This is a genomic window from Microbacterium psychrotolerans (assembly GCF_031085295.1).
GTDB classification, from domain to species: Bacteria; Actinomycetota; Actinomycetes; order Actinomycetales; family Microbacteriaceae; genus Microbacterium; species Microbacterium psychrotolerans.
In genome coordinates this window covers 126,548-144,513 of sequence record NZ_JAVFWO010000001.1, presented here as the reverse complement: position 1 = coordinate 144,513, position 17,966 = coordinate 126,548, and the positions used below count along the sequence as shown (strand labels likewise).

The following is a 17,966-nucleotide window of genomic DNA, read 5'->3' as shown; positions in this document are numbered from 1 at the left end:
TCGCATCCGGGGAGCCCGCCGATGAGCGTACAGCCACGGCTCCAGAGAGACCTGCGGCCCGGCGGCCTGGGGTGAGGACGGGGCGGGTTCACTCTCGGAGGGCACTCACTCAGACCGCGCACGGTGAGATCATCGGAGAATGCTCCCCGACGGACGGATGTCGCTGACCCGGCCCTCGGATCCGCAGTGGCGCGAGACGGATGCCGGATTCCGTCGCTGGGAGAAGTCGGCCGAGCTGGGGCGAGGAGAAGATGTCTGGCGCTGGGCGAGCCGCGAGGTGCTGCGGTGGGGGATCAAGACCCGGAGCGGATTCACGGTCACGCCGGGCGACGGCGTGACCGCTGGGGACGGCGTGACCGCTGGGGACGGCGTGACCGCGGGGGACGGCGTGACCGCGGGGGATCGGCCCGTCATCATGGCGCACCCCTTCGGCCTCGCGGTGCGTGAGCCCGTCGAGGTCGTGGAGGTGGTGGAGACCAGCGACCGCGTCGGATTCGCCTACCGGACGCTGCCCGGCCACCCCGTGAGCGGCGAGGAGGCGTTCATCGTCCACCGTCAGGAAGACGCGGTGATCCTGACGGTCCGCTCCCTCACGCGCCCCAGTCCGCGCGGCGCCTGGCGGGCCGCCTACCCTGCGCTGCTGGTGGCGCAGCGCGTGGCGCGCCGGCGCTACTTCCGCGCGTTGCGCGTGCGGGCTCCGCGCTGATCGATCCGGCCGGGCGCGGGTGCAGCGCCCGGTCTCGCGATCACTGTCCCGCGGAGGACTGACCGCCGGTGAGTCGGCGGAGCAGCGTGACGAGCTGTGACAGATCGTCCGTCGTCCAGTCCTGCGTGCGCTCGTGGAGCTCGACGCCTCTATCGGCTAGCGCGGCCGCCACGCGCACCGCTCCGGCGTCGGTGAGGCCGACGATCACGCCGCGCCTGTCATCCGGGTCGGGGGATCCGTCGACGAGTCCCAGGCCGCGCATCCTGCCGATCAGTGTGCTGGTCGAACTGCGGTCCATGCCGACCGCATCCGCGATCACGCTCGGCTTGGCAGGACCGAACGCATAGAGCCATCTGGCGATGTGGAAGGCGGCCGGCTGAAGCCCCTCGTGGAACTGAGCGGCGCTGCGTTCGGTGAGGGCTCGTGTCGCACTGAGCAGGGCGTTCACCTGCTCTCCGAGGGCGACTTCCAGGCGCTCGCGACCGCTCCACGACACCCGAGAAGTCGTTTGCATATCCAAACTATACCTCCTACAGTGATGGAGATCTACAAACTACATTGTCACCGTCGTGCCGGCGGCGGCTCGAAAGAGAGACTCGCTATGTCTGATCCGCGGACCATCGTCCTCACCGGCGCCACGAGCGGCCTGGGCCGCCTCGCCGCCATCTCACTCGCCCAACGAGGGTTCCGGCTCGTCCTCACCGCGCGGGACGAGCAGAAGGCGGCCGAGACGCGAAGCAAGATAGAAGCCGCTGCGCCTGGCGCTCAGGTCGGCATCCACCTCGGAGATCTGTCGCGCATGGGCGACGTGAGGCGCGTGGGCGCCGAGATCGTCGAGCGGTACGAGCGCGTCGACGTGCTCATCAACAACGCCGGGCTGCATGCGTTCGAGCAGCGGGTCACCGTGGACGGCTATCCGCAGATGGTGGCCGTGAACCACCTCGCACCGTTCCTGCTGACGGAGTCGCTGTTGCCCGTGCTCCGCCGCGGGCCCGCCGCGCGGATCGTCAACGTCGCGTCCGAGGCGTCCCGTCGCCACGGCACGCTCACCCTCCCCGCCGACCTCACCGACACCACGCCGTTCACCGCGCGGGGATCGTCGGCCGTCTACGGCAAGACGAAGCTGATGAACATCATGTTCACCATGGAGCTCGCCCGGCGGCTCGCGGGCACGGGCATCACCGTCAACGCCCTCGACCCCGGCTTCAACGTGACCGGCCTCGGGCGCGAGTTGAGCTTCGCGCAGCCGTTGGAGCGTGTTCTGCGCACGCTTCGCATCGGCGATCCGCGGCGCGGCGCGGGCCTCATCGTGGATCTCGCGACCGACCCCGCATTCGGCCGCGAGACCGGGGTGTATGTCACGGCGCGAGGCCGCAGGCGGATCACGCCCAGCGCGCCCGGCGACGACCCGGCCGTGCAGCGCGAACTGTGGGACGCGAGCGTGGCGCTCCTCGGGCGCCGGACAGCTGACACGCCCCGTGCGCGGCGGTCGTCAGGCACCGGATGACCGGGCCGATCACGCCCCTAGGACGTCCTTCACCGTCGGCGTGAGCTCTGCCGCGAGGTCTCGCGCCAGGAAGCCGAGGCCGATGCGCTCGGTGAGCCGCGTCCCGGCGCGGGCGTGGGTCCACGCGCCCCAGACCGCAGCCCTTTCGGGCTCCAGGCCGCGAGCGGCGAAGCCCGCGATCGCGCCGGCGCGCACATCCCCGCTGCCGGAGGTTCCGAGTCCTGGTCCTCCATCATCTATCCGCCAGGAACGGCCGTCCGGGCGCGCGGTGAGCCCGTAGCAGCTGACGACGGCGTCGAATCTCCGCGCGATCTCGAGGAGGTCCGCGGGGTCGTCGCCGTCGGCGAGGGGGCGGCCGAGCAGGATGGCCGCCTCCTCCTTGTTGGCGGTGAGGATCAACATGTCGGGCAGCGCGCTCCGGTCGAGGTCAGGCAGCACTCCCACCGCGAAAGCGTCCAGCACGAGGCAGGCGGGTCCCGTGTGGGCGACGGCCAGCACCGTGGCACGCGTCTCGTCGGGATCGTCGAAGCCGGGACCGATCAGCACCGCGTCCGCCGAGCCGAGGTGCTCTCCCAGCCGTCCCTCCAGCGGAGCGTCGGCGTCGTCGGGGAGCGCGTAGATGCCGGCTTCGGGCAGCGCGATGCCCACGTGGGCGTCGATCGATCCCGGCACCGCCAGGGCGACGCGGCCGGCGCCGACGCGGAGCGCGGCCTCGCCGGCCAGGATGACGGCGCCGGGGGAGCTGCGAGCCCCACCGACGATCACGATCTCGCCGCGGCTCTTCTTCGAGTCGCCGGGCGCCGGCAGGCCCCACTCGCGCAGCACGGCCCCGGTGACGGGCTCACTCGGGTTCGACATCGGGGTTCCCGGGATGGACGGTGACCTCCGCGCCCTCGCGCTGCAGGTGGGTGACGTCGGCGAAGGTGTCCAGGCGCCATCCGTCCGCGGTCCGCACGAGGTGCGTGACCGACGCGTTGAGCACGGTGTGCCCGGCCGCGAAGTCGAGCAGATCCTCCTCGCGCATCGGCAGCAGGATGTAGAGCAGCAGCATCACGACCGCGTCGTGAGCGACGAGCAGCGCGCGCCGGCCAGGCTGCGCGAGCCCGTCGCGCAGGAACGACCGCAGGCGCAGCGCCACGTCGGCCCATGACTCCCCGCCCGGCGGGCGGTGGTAGAACTTGCCGAGGTGGAGTCTGCGCTCCGTCTCCTCAGGATGGAAGCGGGCGACGCCGCTGCGCGTCAGCAGGTCGAGAACGCCGAGCTCGCGGTCGCGAAGGCGTTCGTCGGCCGTCACGGGAACGGCGGGCTCCGCATCCCCGAGTGCGATCGCGAGGGTCTGCCGCGCTCGCGCATACGGCGAGACCCAGAAGAGGTCGACGTCGTCGCGATGCTCTTCGAGCCATCGGCCGAGTGCCTGCGCCTGTTCCTCACCCGTGGGGGAGAGCGGCACGTCGGCGTCGCGGATGTCGAGCGGGATCCGTTCCGCGCCGTCGATCTCGGCCTGTGTGGCGGCGACATTGCCGACGCTCTCGCCGTGCCGCACGAGCCACAGTTCGTCCACCGCCATGCGGCAAGGCTACGGACCCGGGGATGCGCCCGACGAGGGGCTTGCGTTCGGATGCGATCCTGTGTGAACCGGCGAGAGCCGGCCCGTCTGCGACGCGGTCAGCCGCCGGAGGTCAGCGCGCTCACGACGCCGGTCACGACCATATACACGCCGATCGCCGAGACGACGACCCAGATGCCGACTCGTGTGGCGCTGACGCGAGGGCGACCCTCTTCCGGTTCCGGCATCCCGTCAGCCTAAGTCACGCGGGTCGTCGGCAGGACGCGGGGTCGCATCCGACGGCTCGTCACGGCCGGGCGCACGCGGCGGGATGTCGCTGAGGCCGAGGAGGAAGCGCACGATGCCCTCGGCGCTGCCGCGCAGTTCGGGGCCCCTTCCGATGCTCCAGTCCGCATCGACGGCGACGACGGTGTGGCCCGAGATCGCGGCACGGCGGTCGAAGGGCGCCGTGATGGATGCCTGGAGCGCTACGGCGCCGAGCGTGAGCGGGGCGACGCGAGCATCGCCGCCCACCGCATCGGCGAGCTGCAGGAGGGCGCGCACGGTGCGCTGGAGGTCGGGGATCTTCCGCCGCGGGCCGGCTTCGATCTGCGCGGCCAGGCCGTCGAGATCTGACGCCGAGAAGTCCGGCCGGCTGGCGAGAGCCAGGAGTCCGGCGTCCCCTGCGAATGCCCGGGCGAGATCGTCGCGTTGTGATGCGTCGGCGATCGTCGCGAGCCGCTGAGCACCGCGGACGAGGGCGGCGAGCTCGACGCGCCGGTCACCGGTCACGCCCGACTCGTCGTCACGGCCGCGCTGGCTGAGCGGAAGATACCGCGCAAGGTCCATCGATGCCCTCCTCGGAATGTGACGATGTGACAGTCCGCGCGCGGGACGCCGACGGAATGTGACTGTCACATGGTCATTGTGGCTCTCTCACCGGCTTTTGTGCCAGTCTGGATGTGACCGTACACATTCTCCGACGGAATCTCTATGAGCGACGAAGCCAGTGCCCGCAGGCCGAGCATCCGCGATGTCGCGCGTCTGGCCAACGTCTCGTATCAGACGGTGTCCCGCGTCCTGAACGATCACCCGAGCGTCCGCCCTGAGACGCGCGAACGCGTCAACCAGGTGATGGCGGACCTGAAGTACCGACCGAACCAGGCTGCGCGAGCGCTGGTGACGAGCAGGTCGCAGACCATCGGGATCCTCGCGGCCTCGAGCTCGATGTACGGTCCCGCGTCGAGTATCGCCGCCATCGAGGCGGCCGCCCGGCTTCGCGGCTACTGGGTGAGCACCGCGAACATCGACGTGTCGGATCCCCGCTCGATCCCCGCGGGGCTGGCGCACCTCCTGGCGCAGTCCATCGAGGGGCTGGTCGTGATCGCGCCGCAGGTGCGGGTGTTCAGGGCGCTCGCCGCGCAGGCGCTCGACATCCCGTACGTCACCCTGCAGTCGACCGATCTGGACGTCGATCACATGCTCTCCGTCGACCAGGTGGCCGGAGCACGCCTGGCCACCCGGCACCTGATCAGCCTGGGCCACCGCGGCATCTACCACCTCGCCGGACCGCAGGACTGGATCGAAGCGGAGGCCCGCATGCACGGCTTCCTGGCCGAACTCAGCGCGAGCGACGTGCCGACCACGGCCCCCATCCTCGGCGACTGGACCGCGGAGTTCGGCTACTACGCCGGGCGCGAGCTGCTGCGGATCCGCGATTTCACGGCGGTCTTCTCGTCCAACGACCAGATGGCGCTCGGCCTGATCCATGCCGCTCGCGACGAGGGTCTCGATGTCCCCCGGGATCTCAGCATCGTCGGGTTCGACGACGTCCCGGAGGCCGCGCACTTCTGGCCTCCGCTGACGACCGTGCGCCAGGATTTCGCCGAGCTGGGCCGGCGCTGCGTGGAACTTCTCCTCGGGCCCGTGGACGGCGCGCAGAGCCTGGGCCCGTCGACGATCGCGCCGGAGCTGATCGTGCGCGGCTCGACCGCGCCGCCGGTGTGACGCACCGCCCGTTACGAACTCGAGACCATCCCGGGTTGACATCTTCGTCGCGCCGATGGCTATAGTTTTCCGATGTGAACGGTCACACGGCCGTCACATCGGTTCCAGCCATCCGACGAGGGAGACGCAGTTGACGCACGGCAGAGACGCCGAGCTCCGCGAACGCTACGTGAGCGGAGTGCGGACGGAGGTGGCGATCGCACGCACCCGAGCGGATGTCGCCGCCGCCCATGCCGAACTCGCACAGGCCGGCGCCATGCACGCGGCAGGCGGTGCCGCCTCGGGCCGCATCCCAGGTGTCGACCTGTTCGTGATCTCGCCCGCCGGCATCCGCGTACAGGACGTCGCGCCGGAGAACCTCGTCCTCTGCGACTTCGACGGGGCCATCGTCGAGGGCACTCCGGGGAGCGAGGGCCGCCCGAGCGGCGAGCACGCGCTCCACGCCCGCGTCTACGCCGCGCAGCCGGATGTCGCCGGAATCGTGTCGAGCGCCTCGCCCTTCGCGTCCGCATGGGCGGTCCGCGCCGAGGAGATCCCCTGCGTGCTGTCGTCCATCGCCGAGCAGTTCGGCGGCGCCGTGCCGCTCGCGCCCGGCGAGGACGATGACGACGCCGGGCGGGCCGTCGCGAAGCTGCTGGCTGAGACCCATGCCCGGGCCGTCCTCCTGCGCCGTCGAGGCGTGCTCGCGGTCGGAGCAGGCGTGGAGGAGGCCGTGACGCTCGCCGCCTTCACCGAGGAGATCGCCCGGATCGTGCATCTCGCACGTGAGCAGGGCCCCGTCGAGCCGTTGGCATCCGACGTGATCGACCGCCTCTACCAGACCCGTCAGGCGGACGCCGCCGGGGCGGCTGGCCCCCGCGCCGCGGCATCCTCGCCCAGAACTTCGAAGTCGACAACTGAATATCGCTCCAAGACGAAGACGTCACGATGAAAGGAATCACAGTGAAAGCGAAGAAGTTGGTGTTCGCCGCGGTTGCGGCGGGAGCCCTGCTGCTGTCCGGCTGCGCGGGCGGGGCCGGAGCGACAGGCGACGGCAGCGGCAGCGGCGACGGCGGGCTGATCGGCGTCGCGATGCCGACCAAGAGCTCGGAGCGCTGGATCCAGGACGGCGACGCCGTCAAGGCCGCGCTCGAGGAAGAGGGCTACTCGGTCGACCTGCAGTACGCGGAGGACGACATCCCCACGCAGGTCTCGCAGATCGAGAACATGATCACGAAGGGCGCCGAGGCGCTGATCGTGGCATCCATCGACGGCACGACGCTGTCGGAGGTGCTGCAGACGGCCGCCGACGCCGACATCCCGGTCATCGCGTACGACCGCCTCATCAAGGGCACCGAGAACGTCGACTACTACGCGACGTTCGACAACTTCCTGGTCGGCCAGCAGCAGGCGTGGACGCTGCTGAACGGCCTGGGCCTCACGGAGCTCGACGGCACGCCGATCGAGGGCGCACCCGCCGGCCCGTTCAACATCGAGCTCTTCGCCGGCTCGCTGGACGACAACAACGCGTTCTTCTTCTTCGACGGCGCGATGGACGTGCTGCAGCCGCTGATCGACGACGGCACGCTCGTCGTGAAGTCGGACCAGACCGACATCGAGCAGGCGGCGACGCTGCGCTGGGACGGCGAGACCGCCCAGAGCCGCATGGAGGACATCCTCACGGCCAACTACTCGGACGGCACGCAGGTCGACGCGGTGCTCTCGCCCTACGACGGCATCTCGCGCGGCATCATCTCGGCGCTCACCGACGCCGGCTACACGGTCGGCGAGGACTGGCCGATCATCTCCGGCCAGGACGCCGAGGTCGACTCTGTCAAGGCCATCCTGTCGGGGGAGCAGTACGCGACCATCTTCAAGGACACCCGTGAGCTGGCGAAGGTCGCGGCCGGAATGGCGGTCGCGCTGCTGAACGGCGACGAGCCGGAGGTCAACGACACCGACACGTACGACAACGACGTGAAGGTCGTGCCGTCGTACCTGCTGGCGCCGGTCCCGGTCGTCAAGGACAACGTCGAGTCGACCCTGGTCGACTCGGGCTACTGGACCAAGGAGGACCTCGGCCTCTGAGCCGAGCACTCCGGTCCGGAGCGATTCTCGGCGGCGGCGGGACACGAGCCCGCCGCCGCCGACACCACCACGATCCCCCTGTCAGCCCCACGAGGAAGTCGGCGAAACGTGACCAACACGATTCTCGAGATGCGCGGCATCACCAAGACCTTTCCCGGCGTCAAGGCTCTCTCGAACGTCAACTTCGAGGTGCAGCGCGGCGAGATCCATGCGATCTGCGGCGAGAACGGCGCAGGCAAGTCCACACTCATGAAAGTCCTGTCGGGCGTCTACCCGCACGGCACCTACGACGGTCAGATCGTCTACGCGGGCGATGAGGTCGAGTTCAAGAACCTCAATGACAGCGAGGCGAAGGGCATCGTCATCATCCACCAGGAGCTCGCGCTGAGCCCCTACCTCTCGATCGCCGAGAACATCTTCCTCAACAACGAGCGCAAGACCGGCGGCCTGATCGACTGGAACAAGACGAACTTCGAGGCAGGCGAGCTGCTCAAGCGCGTCGGACTCCGCGACAACCCGACGACGAAGATCAATCAGATCGGCGTCGGCAAGCAGCAGCTGGTCGAGATCGCGAAGGCGCTGTCGAAAGAGGTCAAGCTCCTCATCCTCGACGAGCCGACCGCGGCGCTCAACGACGAGGACTCCGACCACCTGCTCAACCTCATCCTGAGCCTCCGGGAGCAGGGCATCACGTCGATCATCATCAGCCACAAGCTGAACGAGATCAAGAAGGTCGCCGACACGGTCACCGTCATCCGCGACGGCAAGACGATCGAGACGATCGCGAAGCTCGACGTGACGGAAGACCGCATCATCAAGGACATGGTGGGTCGCGATCTCGAGCACCGCTATCCCGACCACGAGCCGCAGATCGGCGAGGAGCTGCTGCGCGTCGAGGAGTGGACGGCCCACCACCCCCAGGACCCCTCGCGCGTCGTCGTCGACAACGTCTCGCTCACGGTGCGTGCCGGCGAGATCGTGGGCATCGCCGGTCTCATGGGCGCCGGCCGCACCGAGTTCGCGATGAGCCTGTTCGGCCACTCGTACGGCAGCCGCATCTCGGGCAGGGTCTTCATGCGCGGCAAGGAGATCAAGACGCGCACGGTCGCCGAGGCCATCCAGAACGGCCTTGCCTATGCGACCGAGGACCGCAAGACGTACGGCCTGAACCTCATCGAGGACATCAAGCGGAACATCTCGATGGCGTCACTCGGCAGGCTCACCAAGGGCGGCCTCGTCGACGACAACGAGGAGTACAAGGTCGCCAACGAGTTCCGCAAGAGCATGAACATCAAGGCGCCGAACGTGCTCGTCAAGACGGGCAAGCTGTCCGGCGGCAACCAGCAGAAGGTCGTGCTGTCGAAGTGGATCTACTCGGATCCCGACGTCCTGATCCTGGATGAGCCGACGCGAGGAATCGACGTCGGCGCCAAGTACGAGATCTACACGATCATCAACAAGCTCGCGGCATCCGGCAAGGGGATCATCGTGATCTCCTCCGAGCTGCCCGAGCTGCTCGGCATCTCCGACCGCGTTTACGCGCTGTCGGAGGGCCGGATCACCGGCGAGCTGCCGGTGGAAGACGCCACCCCCGAATCCGTCCTCAAGCTGATGACCATGGAGAAGCCGCGCTGACCCGCGCGCAGGAGACACCGCACATGTCAGACAACAACCCCTCGACGAGCAGCACCGCTGTCGGTGCCGGCATCAACCCCACTGAGAACAAGTTCACGAACTGGCTCAGTCACGTCCTCTCCGATCTCGGCAAGAACGGCATCTTCATCGCGCTGATCGCCGTCGTCGCGCTGTTCGCAATCCTGACGAACGGCATCATCCTCCGGCCGCAGAACATCTCGAACCTGGTGGTGCAGAACGGGTACATCCTGGTTCTCGCCATCGGCATGGTCATGGTCATCATCGCGGGCCACATCGACCTGTCGGTGGGCTCCGTCGCCGCGTTCGTCGGCGCTTGCTCTGGCGTCTTCGCGGTCCAGTGGGGACTGCCGTGGTGGCTGTCGGTGATCCTCTCGCTCGTGATCGGTGCGCTGGTGGGCGCGTGGCAGGGCTTCTGGGTCGCCTTCGCCGGCATCCCCGCCTTCATCGTCACGCTCGCGGGCATGCTCATCTTCCGCGGGCTCGCGCTGGTCGTGCTGCAGAACCAGAACATCGGCTCGTTCCCCGGCGAGTACCGCGCGCTCGGCAACGGCTTCCTCTCGGGGATCTTCGGCGAGACCGATCCGGACGTGTTCACCCTGCTCATCGGCGCCGTCGGAATCGTCGCCCTCGCGGTGCAGCAGGTCCGCACCCGTGCGGGTCGTCGCAAGTACGGGCAGGAGGTCGAGCCCTTCACGTGGTTCATCATCAAGCTGGTGCTGGTCGCCGCCGTCATCGGCTGGTTCACGTGGGCGCTGGCCTCCTACAAGGGCATCCCCGTCACGCTCATCATCCTGGCGATCCTGATCCTGGTGTACGGCGTGGTCATGAACCGCACGGTGTTCGGACGCCACATCTATGCCATCGGCGGCAACCGCCACGCCGCAGAGCTCTCCGGCATCAAGACGCGCCGGGTGGACTTCTGGCTCTTTGTGAACATGGGCTTCCTCGCCGCTCTCGCCGGCCTCATCTTCACGGCGCGACTCAACCTCGCCGGCCCCAAGGCGGGTGACGGATTCGAGCTCGAGGCGATCTCGGCGGCGTTCATCGGCGGCGCGGCCGTGCAGGGCGGCGTGGGCACGATCGGCGGTGCGATCATCGGTGGTCTCATCATCGGCGTGCTCAACAACGGCATGTCGATCATGGGCATCGGCATCGAATGGCAGCAGGCCGTGAAGGGCCTCGTGCTCCTCCTCGCCGTCGCCTTCGACGTGTACAACAAGCGGCGCACCGGGGTCTAGTCAGACGCGGCGGAACGGGGTCGACGGCGCGAGGGCTGTCGACCCCGTTCGGCTGTGCGGGCGCCCGCCTACTCGCTCTCCGTCGCCGAGACGTGGTGAGGAAGCCCGACCGGCTTGGACTCGCTCGAGCCGCGCTGACGCAGGAAGATCGACAGTGCGATCATGGCGCCGACGGCCAGGAACTCCGATTGCCAGTTCTGCAGCGTCCGGTTCCAGAAATCGGGCGAACCCAGGTACTCCACCCACGGTATGGGCGGCTGTCCGTGCTCGGCGTTCTCCGAGTTCATCACCACGTTGCCTGCCAGCGACTGGGCCAGCCACGACAGTACGAAGACCGTTCCCATCACGAGCAGCAGCGAGTTGGAGAAGATCGTCTGACGGATGCCGCGGGCCCGCGCCCACGACGGGGAGTCGGGTTGCGCGTGCTCACCGACCATCTGGTCCTCATCGGTGCCGGGGCCCTCGTCACCGGGCTTCTTCGACTCGGGCGAGCCGCGCTGCACGAACCAGATCGTCGCCGCGATGAAGAGGAAGAACTGCAGGAACTCCGACTGCCAGTTCTCGGCGACATCGACGACGAACTCCGACGACGTCACGAAGGCCCCGAACGCCTCGGCCGGCATCCCGTGCTGCGCCAGCCGTTCGTTGTTCTCGAACCAGCCGGCCACGGACTGCCCCACGAGCGCGACCACGAACAGGGCGCCGAAGACGAGGCTGAGGGCGTTGTCGCGAACCTGTCGCATGGCTCACCGTCCGACCAGGGGAATCGTGAACATGTAAGCGAGGCCGACGGCGAGGACCGTGATCCACGACCAGAACACCACGGCTTCGCCGCGGCGAGGGCCGGCCTCCTCCGGGGTGAATTCATCCATCACGCACTCCTTCCTGAATTCCGATGCTCCCGCTCGAGCCGGAGCTCAAGGGAGGGGATTGACACCGGTGTCATTCGCTACCCGGGGAACGCGAGAACGCAGGGGAGAACAGTCGCTGATCACAACCTCGCCGGGCTGCTCCCGTCGCGGGCGGTTCGACTGCGCGTCCGCATGTTGCAGGACTTACGCACGCTCCCGGATCGCGTCCAGCAGCCCGTCTCGCGCACGCCCCAAGAAGGAACTCTGGTCCTTCGCGACGGGGTGGAGGAAGAGTTCGTCGGCGCCCGCGTCGACCAGCGCGCCGAGGCGTTCGGCGACATCCCGCTCGTCGGCGGAGATGAGGATGCCGCGTTCCAGCGCTTCCGTGTCGCCAGGGTCCGCGAGCCGGTCGAAGTCCTCCGGCTGCATGAGCTCCCACATCAGGGCGGGGTCGACGGTCGCCTGACGCCATTGGTCGCCCGCTGTCCGCAGCGCTTCGGCATGGGAGTCGGCGAGGCTCACGTGAACCTGCACGGCGCACGGACCCGTGCCGCCGGCATCCCGGTATGCCGACAGGATCTTCCCCACCGTCTCGACGTCATGACCTACCGTGACTACGCCGTCGGCCCAGGAGGCGGCCCACGCCGCCGTCTCCGCCGAGGCGGCGGCGGCGCGGAGAGGCGCCGGGCTCAGCGGCCGCGACCACACGCGCGCCTCGTGAACCTGGAACGCGCCGTCGTGCGTCACCCTCTCGCCGGCGATGAGCCGGCGCATGACGTCGGCGGCCTGCACCAGGCGGTCCTGCCGCTCGGGCTTGGCGGGCCAGGCATCGCCCGTGACGTGCTCGTTGAGAGCCTCGCCCGAGCCGAGCGCGCACCAGAAGCGACCCTCGAACATCTCCGCGAGCGTCGCGAGCGCCTGGGCTGCGATGACCGGGTGGTACCGCTGTCCGGGCGCGGACACCATGCCCATCGGGAACGACGTCGTGGCGAGGGCCGCGCCGAGCCAGCTCCAGGCGAAGCCGGACTCTCCCTGCGCGAGTCCCCAGGGTGCGAGGTGGTCCGAGCACATCGCACCGTCGAATCCGGCCCGCTCGGCCTCTTGGACAGCGGCGAGCAGGGTCGATGGGGGCAGTTGCTCGTGGGATGCGTGATATCCGAGGAACACCATGTCCTCCAGCGTGCCGGGGGAATGCGGTCCTGCCCACGCCGTTGCACCGCGTGGGGGCGCGTGATATCTACGGCGCCGTTCTTCGCAGCCTCCCGCGTCCCTCAGTCCTCCGGTCCCTTGACCGGCATCGAACCGGGTCTCGTAGCGGTGCGCCGCCTCCGCAAGCAGGCGATCGTCGAGCCGCGCGAGGGGGATGACGCCGCGCAGCAGCGGCTCGCAATCCGGTCTGCGCGCGACGAGGTCGGTCACACGCGGGGGTACGACGACATCCTGTGACGCCGCCGGCGTCACTCCGAGATCTCGGCGACCGTCTCGCCGGTCTCGGCGGGCGCCAGCGCGAGAGCGATGTCGGCCTGGCTGATGATGCCGACCAGATCGTGTCCGTCGATCACCGGCAGCCTGCGCACCTGGTGGCGCTTCATCGTCTCCAGCGCCTCCCGGATGTCGTCGTCGGCGCCGATCGTGACGGGCTTGCCCTGGGCGAGGGAGCCGGCCGTCGTGCTCGCGGGATCGCCGCCCTCGGCGATGCACTTCACCACGATGTCGCGATCCGTGAGCATGCCCTTCAGCCGCTCGTCCTCACCGCAGATCGGCAGCGCACCCACGTCCAGCGATGCCATCAGGCGGGCAGCATCGACCAGTGTCTCGTTTTCTCCCACACAGCGCGCGCCGGCGGTCATGATGTCCCTGGCAACGGTCATGTCCTTCTCCTTCCACTGATCCCGCGACAGTAGGCAGGAGCCGGATCGACGACGGAGGGGCTTGACAGGCGACGGGCCGTCGATCTCGGCGGACCTGTCCACGTCGGCCGCGCAGGACTGTCGCGGTCAGCGGGTGGTGGTCGGTCGACGCGGGGACCGTTCGTGCCTCAGAGCCCGTGGCGATCTCGGGCGCCGCCCGGCGCCGACCGCTCGCGACGGTAGGCCGTCGGGCTCAGGCCGTGGAGCCCCGAGAAGCGCCGCGAGAAGTACAGCGGGTCGTCCCAGCCGACGTCCCGCGCGATCTCGCCGACCGCACGATCGGTCGATGCCAGCAGGTGCGCGGCGCGGGTCAGCCTCTCGCGCTCCACGTACTGCTGGGGCGGCATGCCGAGCGTCGCAGTGAACAGGTGCGTGAGCCGCGACGGCGAAAGCGTCGCGACCCGGGCGAGCATCGCCACCCCGAGATCGCCCGCGAGGTCGGCGCCGATGTGCTCCACCACGCGCATGAGCCGTTCGTCCATGCGGCCGCGCAGCGGGTTCTGCGTGTCGAGCCACAACAGCGCCGTCTCGAGGGCGTTCATCGCGAACAGCTCCGACTGGGGGAGCGACCCCGCCGACGACCGTGCGCATGTACGGAGGGACGCCACGATCCGCTGTCGCACCTCGCCCTGGGCACGCACCACGCCGACGCCTCCCGCCTGTGCCGGCCATTCGAGAAGCGGTGACCACTCGGCGCGCGGATGGAAATGCGCGTACGCGAGCGACCACGACGTCGCGCCGGTGCCGTAGTCGTGCCGCTGGTGCGGTCGCAGCAGCACCGTGTCACCCGCGCCGGTGACGACCGTTCCGGAGGATCCGGCCACGCGGCCGGACCCGGCGATGGTGTGGATGAGGAGCCAGTCGGACGTGCCGCGCTCGCGCCACGTCGCGTACTCGGTCCCCTCGGAGAAGACACCCGCCACCACACGCACGACGTGCGGGTGCGGCGTCTCGCGACGAGGAGAGGCAGTCGCAGTCATAGCAGGATCCTCCATGTCATCGCCTGATCATCCCATGGCGCCGGCGGTGGCTGCAGAGAAGAGTTGCAGCCATGTCCCTCACGAGCACCCCGGCCACCGATCTCACCGTCGACTACGCGGAGCACGGTGTCGTGCACGTCCGCGGGCTCCTCGGCCCGGCGGAGGTCGCCGAGATCCGCGACGTCTTCATGGAGCAGGTCCAGCGCGATCGAACGATCGGGCACGACGACAACATCTCCGCCGACGACGTCCTCGCGCGGTATCCCCGCTTCATCCACCCGCACCGTCGCACGGACCTTGAGATCGGTCGCCTGGCACGGCGGTGGATGCTGGATCCGCGCATCGTCGGACCCGTGACCGACATGGTGGGGCAGGTGCACGCGGCGCAGTCCATGTTCTACTTCAAGCCGCCGACCGCGCGCGGGCAGGCGCTGCACCAGGACAACATCTTCCTGCAGGCGCACCCGGAGACCTGCATCGCCGCGTGGGTCGCGATCGACGACTGCGACGGCGAGAACGGCGGGCTGAAGATGGTGCCAGGCTCGCATCGGTACGAGATCGTGTGCCCCGACGAGGCAGACCCGGAGGAGTCGTTCACGAGCACGGAGATCAGGCTGCCCGAGGGGTTCGAAGCGGTGCAGACGGAGCTCGCGGCCGGCGACGTGCTCTTCTTCCACGGCAGCATGGTCCATGGCTCAGGACCGAACCGGTCGGCCGACCGCTTCCGCCGTTCGCTCATCTTCCACTACGTGCCCGTCGAGAGCGTGGAGATCTCCCGGTTCTACAACCCCCTGCTCCGTCTCGACGGCAGCGAGGTCGTGATCGCAGAGGTGACCGACGGCGGCGCATGCGGCGAAGGCTGGGCGCCGATCGCACCGCACTGACCGCAGCCCCGCGCACGGCGACTAGCGTGGGAGCGTGCGGGAACTGTCGGAGGCGGGCGAGGCGTTCGTCCGCGAACGGCACATCGCCACGCTCTCCACGATCGCGCCATGGGGCGGCATCCACGCGGTGCCAGTGGGCTTCACCCTGCACGACGGTGTGCTGCGCATCATCACGTCGCGCGATTCCCAGAAGGTGCGCAACGTCCTGCGGGACCCGACCGCCACGGTCAGCCAGGTCGACGGCGCGCGCTGGCTCGCGTTCCCTGCGACCGCGACCGTGCATGACGACCCGGACGAGGTCGCCCTCGCCGTCGAGCTCTATGCACAGCGCTACCGACAGCCGCGCGTCAATCCTTCCCGCGTCGCGATCACTCTCGTGCCCCTGAGGCTGATGGGCAGCAGCGGGCTCCTGCGCGCCGTCTGACGCCGCCGCGCACCCCCTCCGCGGCCTCCCCGGCGCACCGACGAAGCGGCCGCACGCCCGCGCGCACGCGTGCGCCGAGGGGTTTTCCACAGCCGCGAACTCATGCTTGCGTCGGCCTGACCCGGCCTGTACCGTGAGGCGCGCCGAGTTATATCGATGGTTAGGTTAACTGGCAGACCAGTCGCGACGAGGCGACTTCACGAACGCGAAGAGGCGGACGGATGTCTGTGAAAGTCGTGCCCCAGCGACAGCGGTCGCGGTGGCGGAAGCTCACCGGGAGCAGGATGCTCCTGCTGATGTGCGTGCCTGCCATCGCGTTCTTCCTGGTCTTCAACTACGCGCCGCTGCCCGGCATCTGGATCGCCTTCACGAACTTCAACTACCGCGACGGCATCTTCGGCAGTCCCTTCGTCGGCTTCAAGAACTTCGAGTTCCTGATCAAGTCCGGCCAGCTGTGGCTGCTCACGCGGAACACGATCCTCTACAACCTCGCCTTCATCGTTCTGGGCAACATCCTGGCGATCGCATTCGCGGTGATGCTCAACGAGGTGCGCCTGAAGTACTTCAAGAAGATCAGCCAGAGCGTCATGTTCCTGCCCTACTTCATCTCAGTCGTGCTCGTCGGCGTCATCGCGTTCAACCTGCTGAACTACGACAACGGCGCGCTCAACGGATTCCTCGAGCAGACCGGAGGCGATCCGGTCAAGGTCTACAGCAGCCCCGGCGCATGGCCGTTCATCATCACGCTGGTCCATCTCTGGCAGAGCACCGGATACGGCACCATCGTCTACTTCGCGGCGATCATGGGCATCGACAGGGTGCTGTTCGAGGCGGCTGCGATCGACGGCGCATCGGCATGGCAGCGCATCCGCTACGTCATCCTGCCGAGCCTCAAGCCGATCTTCGTGATCCTGCTGCTGTTCGCGCTGGGCGGCATCATGCACGGCAACTTCGGGCTCTTCTGGAACCTGGTCGGCAACAACGCCGCGCTCTTCCCGACCACGGACATCATCGAGACCTCGGTGTACCGCATGGTGATGGCGCAGAACAACTTCACGACGTCCACCGCGGTGGGCCTGTACCAATCGCTGTTCGGCTTCGCGATCGTGATGACGGCGAACTGGATCGTCCGGAGGATGAACCCCGATTATGCTCTCTTCTGACATCGGCGCGGTGGCCGTGACCGAGACACTCGGCAAGGCCGCACGCAAGCGCAAGGCCGTCGCCGCGGAGCGCACGCGTCGCATCAGACTCGACCGCAGCGACTACATCATCCGGGGCGTCTCTTACTTCTCGATCTCGGTGTTCGTGCTCTTCTGTCTGCTGCCCTTCGTCATGATCGTCTCGGCCTCGTTCTCGAGCGAGTCGGAGATCATGAAGAGCGGGTTCGGCCTGCTGCCGAAGGGATTCTCGTTCACCGCCTACGAGTACATCTTCCGGGCGCCCCGGCAGATCATCGGCTCCTACGTCGTCACCATCGTGATGACCGTCGCCGGCACCGCGATCGGCCTGTTCATCATCGCGATGACCGGGTTCGCCCTGTACCGGCAGGACTTCCGGCTGCGCAACTACATCGCGTTCTTCATCTACTTCACGACGCTCTTCTCGGCCGGTCTCGCCCCGACGTTCCTGTGGATCGGCCGCGACCTGGGGCTGCGGGGCAACTACCTGGCGGTGTTCCTGCCCCTGCTCATGACGCCGTGGCTCATCATCCTGATGAAGAACTTCATGCGCACCATCCCCTACGAGATCATCGAGTCCGGAAAGATCGACGGCGCAGGCGACTTCCGGATCTTCGTCCAGCTCGCGCTGCCGATGATGAAGCCGGCCCTCGCGACGGTCGGCCTCTTCCTCGCCCTCGGCTACTGGAACGAGTGGTACCTGTCGTCGCTCTACCTGGGCAGCACTGTCGAGTTCAAGCCGCTCCAGTACTACCTCTACAACGTGATCAACACGGCCAACGCTCTTCGCAACTCGGTCGCCGGCTCGAACGTCAGCATCACCGACCTGCCGAGCAACACGCTGAAGATGGCGAGCGCCGTGGTGGCGACGGTCCCGATCCTCTTCGCCTACCCGTTCGTCCAGAAATACTTCGTCAGCGGCATCACGGTCGGTGCCGTCAAGGGCTGACACGCGCTGCTGACGTCGTGCGGCCGGTCATCGAAGCCCGGCCGTTCCCCCCAGAACGCC

Annotated in this window: 22 protein-coding genes; 12 read left to right on the top strand and 10 right to left on the bottom strand. The window is 68.4% G+C overall.

All coding sequences use genetic code 11. The annotated features are described in order from the left end of the window. The first annotated feature begins 139 nt into the window (after window positions 1-139). Window positions 140-706 (top strand): DUF1990 family protein, encoded by a 567-nt coding sequence (locus tag Q9R08_RS00640; RefSeq protein ID WP_308865870.1) that lies wholly within the window; start codon window positions 140-142, stop codon window positions 704-706. Window positions 707-746: 40 nt separating this feature from the next. Here the strand turns inward: Q9R08_RS00640 and Q9R08_RS00635 are convergent, their stop codons facing one another. After that, on the bottom strand, window positions 747-1,220 hold the full coding sequence (locus Q9R08_RS00635) for a MarR family winged helix-turn-helix transcriptional regulator (protein ID WP_308865869.1): 474 nt from the start codon (window positions 1,218-1,220) through the stop codon (window positions 747-749). Window positions 1,221-1,307: 87 nt separating this feature from the next. Here Q9R08_RS00635 and Q9R08_RS00630 point away from each other — a divergent pair, with 87 nt between their 5' ends. Further along, entirely contained in the window at window positions 1,308-2,213 is a 906-nt protein-coding gene (locus Q9R08_RS00630) for an SDR family NAD(P)-dependent oxidoreductase (RefSeq protein WP_308865867.1), read from the top strand. A gap of 9 nt (window positions 2,214-2,222) precedes the next feature. Here the strand turns inward: Q9R08_RS00630 and Q9R08_RS00625 are convergent, their stop codons facing one another. From Q9R08_RS00625 to Q9R08_RS00610, 4 genes are all read right to left on the bottom strand, one after another. Beyond that, a complete protein-coding gene (locus Q9R08_RS00625; RefSeq protein WP_308865866.1) occupies window positions 2,223-3,071 on the bottom strand; it encodes an ADP-dependent NAD(P)H-hydrate dehydratase in 849 nt (282 codons plus the stop codon). Next, on the bottom strand, window positions 3,055-3,780 hold the full coding sequence (locus Q9R08_RS00620; protein WP_308865865.1) for a histidine phosphatase family protein: 726 nt from the start codon (window positions 3,778-3,780) through the stop codon (window positions 3,055-3,057). Before Q9R08_RS00620 ends, Q9R08_RS00625 begins: the two co-directional genes overlap by 17 nt. A 98-nt stretch (window positions 3,781-3,878) precedes the next feature. Further along, the gene (locus Q9R08_RS00615) at window positions 3,879-4,007 is read right to left on the bottom strand and encodes a hypothetical protein (protein WP_308865863.1); all 129 of its coding nucleotides are present in this window, start codon (window positions 4,005-4,007) and stop codon (window positions 3,879-3,881) included. Between the two features lie 4 nt (window positions 4,008-4,011). Continuing rightward, a complete protein-coding gene (locus Q9R08_RS00610; RefSeq protein WP_308865862.1) occupies window positions 4,012-4,608 on the bottom strand; it encodes a hypothetical protein in 597 nt (198 codons plus the stop codon). A 144-nt stretch (window positions 4,609-4,752) separates the two neighbouring features. Here Q9R08_RS00610 and Q9R08_RS00605 point away from each other — a divergent pair, with 144 nt between their 5' ends. The 5 genes from Q9R08_RS00605 (at window position 4,753) to mmsB (ending at window position 10,727) form a co-directional block, all read left to right on the top strand. Beyond that, window positions 4,753-5,766 (top strand): LacI family DNA-binding transcriptional regulator, encoded by a 1,014-nt coding sequence (locus tag Q9R08_RS00605; protein ID WP_308865861.1) that lies wholly within the window; start codon window positions 4,753-4,755, stop codon window positions 5,764-5,766. Window positions 5,767-5,896: 130 nt separating this feature from the next. Then, window positions 5,897-6,697, top strand: coding sequence for a class II aldolase/adducin family protein (locus Q9R08_RS00600; protein ID WP_308865860.1), 801 nt, complete (start codon window positions 5,897-5,899; stop codon window positions 6,695-6,697). Beyond that, a complete protein-coding gene (gene chvE / locus Q9R08_RS00595; RefSeq protein ID WP_418001296.1) occupies window positions 6,694-7,833 on the top strand; it encodes a multiple monosaccharide ABC transporter substrate-binding protein in 1,140 nt (379 codons plus the stop codon). The genes Q9R08_RS00600 and chvE overlap by 4 nt, the downstream gene beginning before the upstream one ends. A 108-nt stretch (window positions 7,834-7,941) precedes the next feature. After that, a complete protein-coding gene (gene mmsA, locus Q9R08_RS00590) occupies window positions 7,942-9,468 on the top strand; it encodes a multiple monosaccharide ABC transporter ATP-binding protein (RefSeq protein WP_308865858.1) in 1,527 nt (508 codons plus the stop codon). A 23-nt stretch (window positions 9,469-9,491) separates the two neighbouring features. After that, entirely contained in the window at window positions 9,492-10,727 is a 1,236-nt protein-coding gene (gene mmsB / locus Q9R08_RS00585; protein ID WP_308865857.1) for a multiple monosaccharide ABC transporter permease, read from the top strand. A 68-nt stretch (window positions 10,728-10,795) separates the two neighbouring features. On the opposite strand, the gene Q9R08_RS00580 is transcribed toward mmsB, so the two are convergent. From Q9R08_RS00580 to Q9R08_RS00570, 3 genes are all read right to left on the bottom strand, one after another. Beyond that, complete coding sequence (locus Q9R08_RS00580) at window positions 10,796-11,470, bottom strand: DUF6766 family protein (protein WP_308865856.1); 675 nt, start codon at window positions 11,468-11,470, stop codon at window positions 10,796-10,798. Window positions 11,471-11,473: 3 nt separating this feature from the next. Beyond that, window positions 11,474-11,599 (bottom strand): hypothetical protein, encoded by a 126-nt coding sequence (locus Q9R08_RS00575; RefSeq protein WP_308865855.1) that lies wholly within the window; start codon window positions 11,597-11,599, stop codon window positions 11,474-11,476. Between the two features lie 183 nt (window positions 11,600-11,782). Next, window positions 11,783-12,748 (bottom strand): TIGR03885 family FMN-dependent LLM class oxidoreductase, encoded by a 966-nt coding sequence (locus Q9R08_RS00570; protein ID WP_308865854.1) that lies wholly within the window; start codon window positions 12,746-12,748, stop codon window positions 11,783-11,785. 117 nt (window positions 12,749-12,865) lie between these two features. Here Q9R08_RS00570 and Q9R08_RS00565 point away from each other — a divergent pair, with 117 nt between their 5' ends. Beyond that, a complete protein-coding gene (locus Q9R08_RS00565) occupies window positions 12,866-13,024 on the top strand; it encodes a hypothetical protein (RefSeq protein ID WP_308865853.1) in 159 nt (52 codons plus the stop codon). An 11-nt stretch (window positions 13,025-13,035) separates the two neighbouring features. Here Q9R08_RS00565 and Q9R08_RS00560 read toward each other — a convergent pair whose 3' ends face one another. Together Q9R08_RS00560 and Q9R08_RS00555 are read right to left on the bottom strand one after the other, a co-directional pair. Beyond that, window positions 13,036-13,449 carry a CBS domain-containing protein gene (locus tag Q9R08_RS00560; protein WP_308865852.1) on the bottom strand — a complete coding sequence of 138 codons (414 nt, stop codon included), beginning with the start codon at window positions 13,447-13,449 and terminating at the stop codon, window positions 13,036-13,038. A gap of 167 nt (window positions 13,450-13,616) precedes the next feature. Continuing rightward, a complete protein-coding gene (locus Q9R08_RS00555) occupies window positions 13,617-14,468 on the bottom strand; it encodes a helix-turn-helix domain-containing protein (protein ID WP_308865851.1) in 852 nt (283 codons plus the stop codon). A 71-nt stretch (window positions 14,469-14,539) separates the two neighbouring features. Here Q9R08_RS00555 and Q9R08_RS00550 point away from each other — a divergent pair, with 71 nt between their 5' ends. From Q9R08_RS00550 to Q9R08_RS00535, 4 genes are all read left to right on the top strand, one after another. Next, the gene (locus Q9R08_RS00550; protein ID WP_308865850.1) at window positions 14,540-15,352 is read left to right on the top strand and encodes a phytanoyl-CoA dioxygenase family protein; all 813 of its coding nucleotides are present in this window, start codon (window positions 14,540-14,542) and stop codon (window positions 15,350-15,352) included. Window positions 15,353-15,386: 34 nt separating this feature from the next. Next, window positions 15,387-15,776, top strand: a complete 390-nt coding sequence (locus tag Q9R08_RS00545; protein WP_308865849.1) for a PPOX class F420-dependent oxidoreductase — start codon at window positions 15,387-15,389, stop codon at window positions 15,774-15,776. A 221-nt stretch (window positions 15,777-15,997) separates the two neighbouring features. Continuing rightward, window positions 15,998-16,939 carry an ABC transporter permease gene (locus Q9R08_RS00540; RefSeq protein ID WP_308865848.1) on the top strand — a complete coding sequence of 314 codons (942 nt, stop codon included), beginning with the start codon at window positions 15,998-16,000 and terminating at the stop codon, window positions 16,937-16,939. Beyond that, the gene (locus Q9R08_RS00535) at window positions 16,926-17,906 is read left to right on the top strand and encodes a carbohydrate ABC transporter permease (RefSeq protein ID WP_308865847.1); all 981 of its coding nucleotides are present in this window, start codon (window positions 16,926-16,928) and stop codon (window positions 17,904-17,906) included. Before Q9R08_RS00540 ends, Q9R08_RS00535 begins: the two co-directional genes overlap by 14 nt. Window positions 17,907-17,966: the final 60 nt, after the last annotated feature.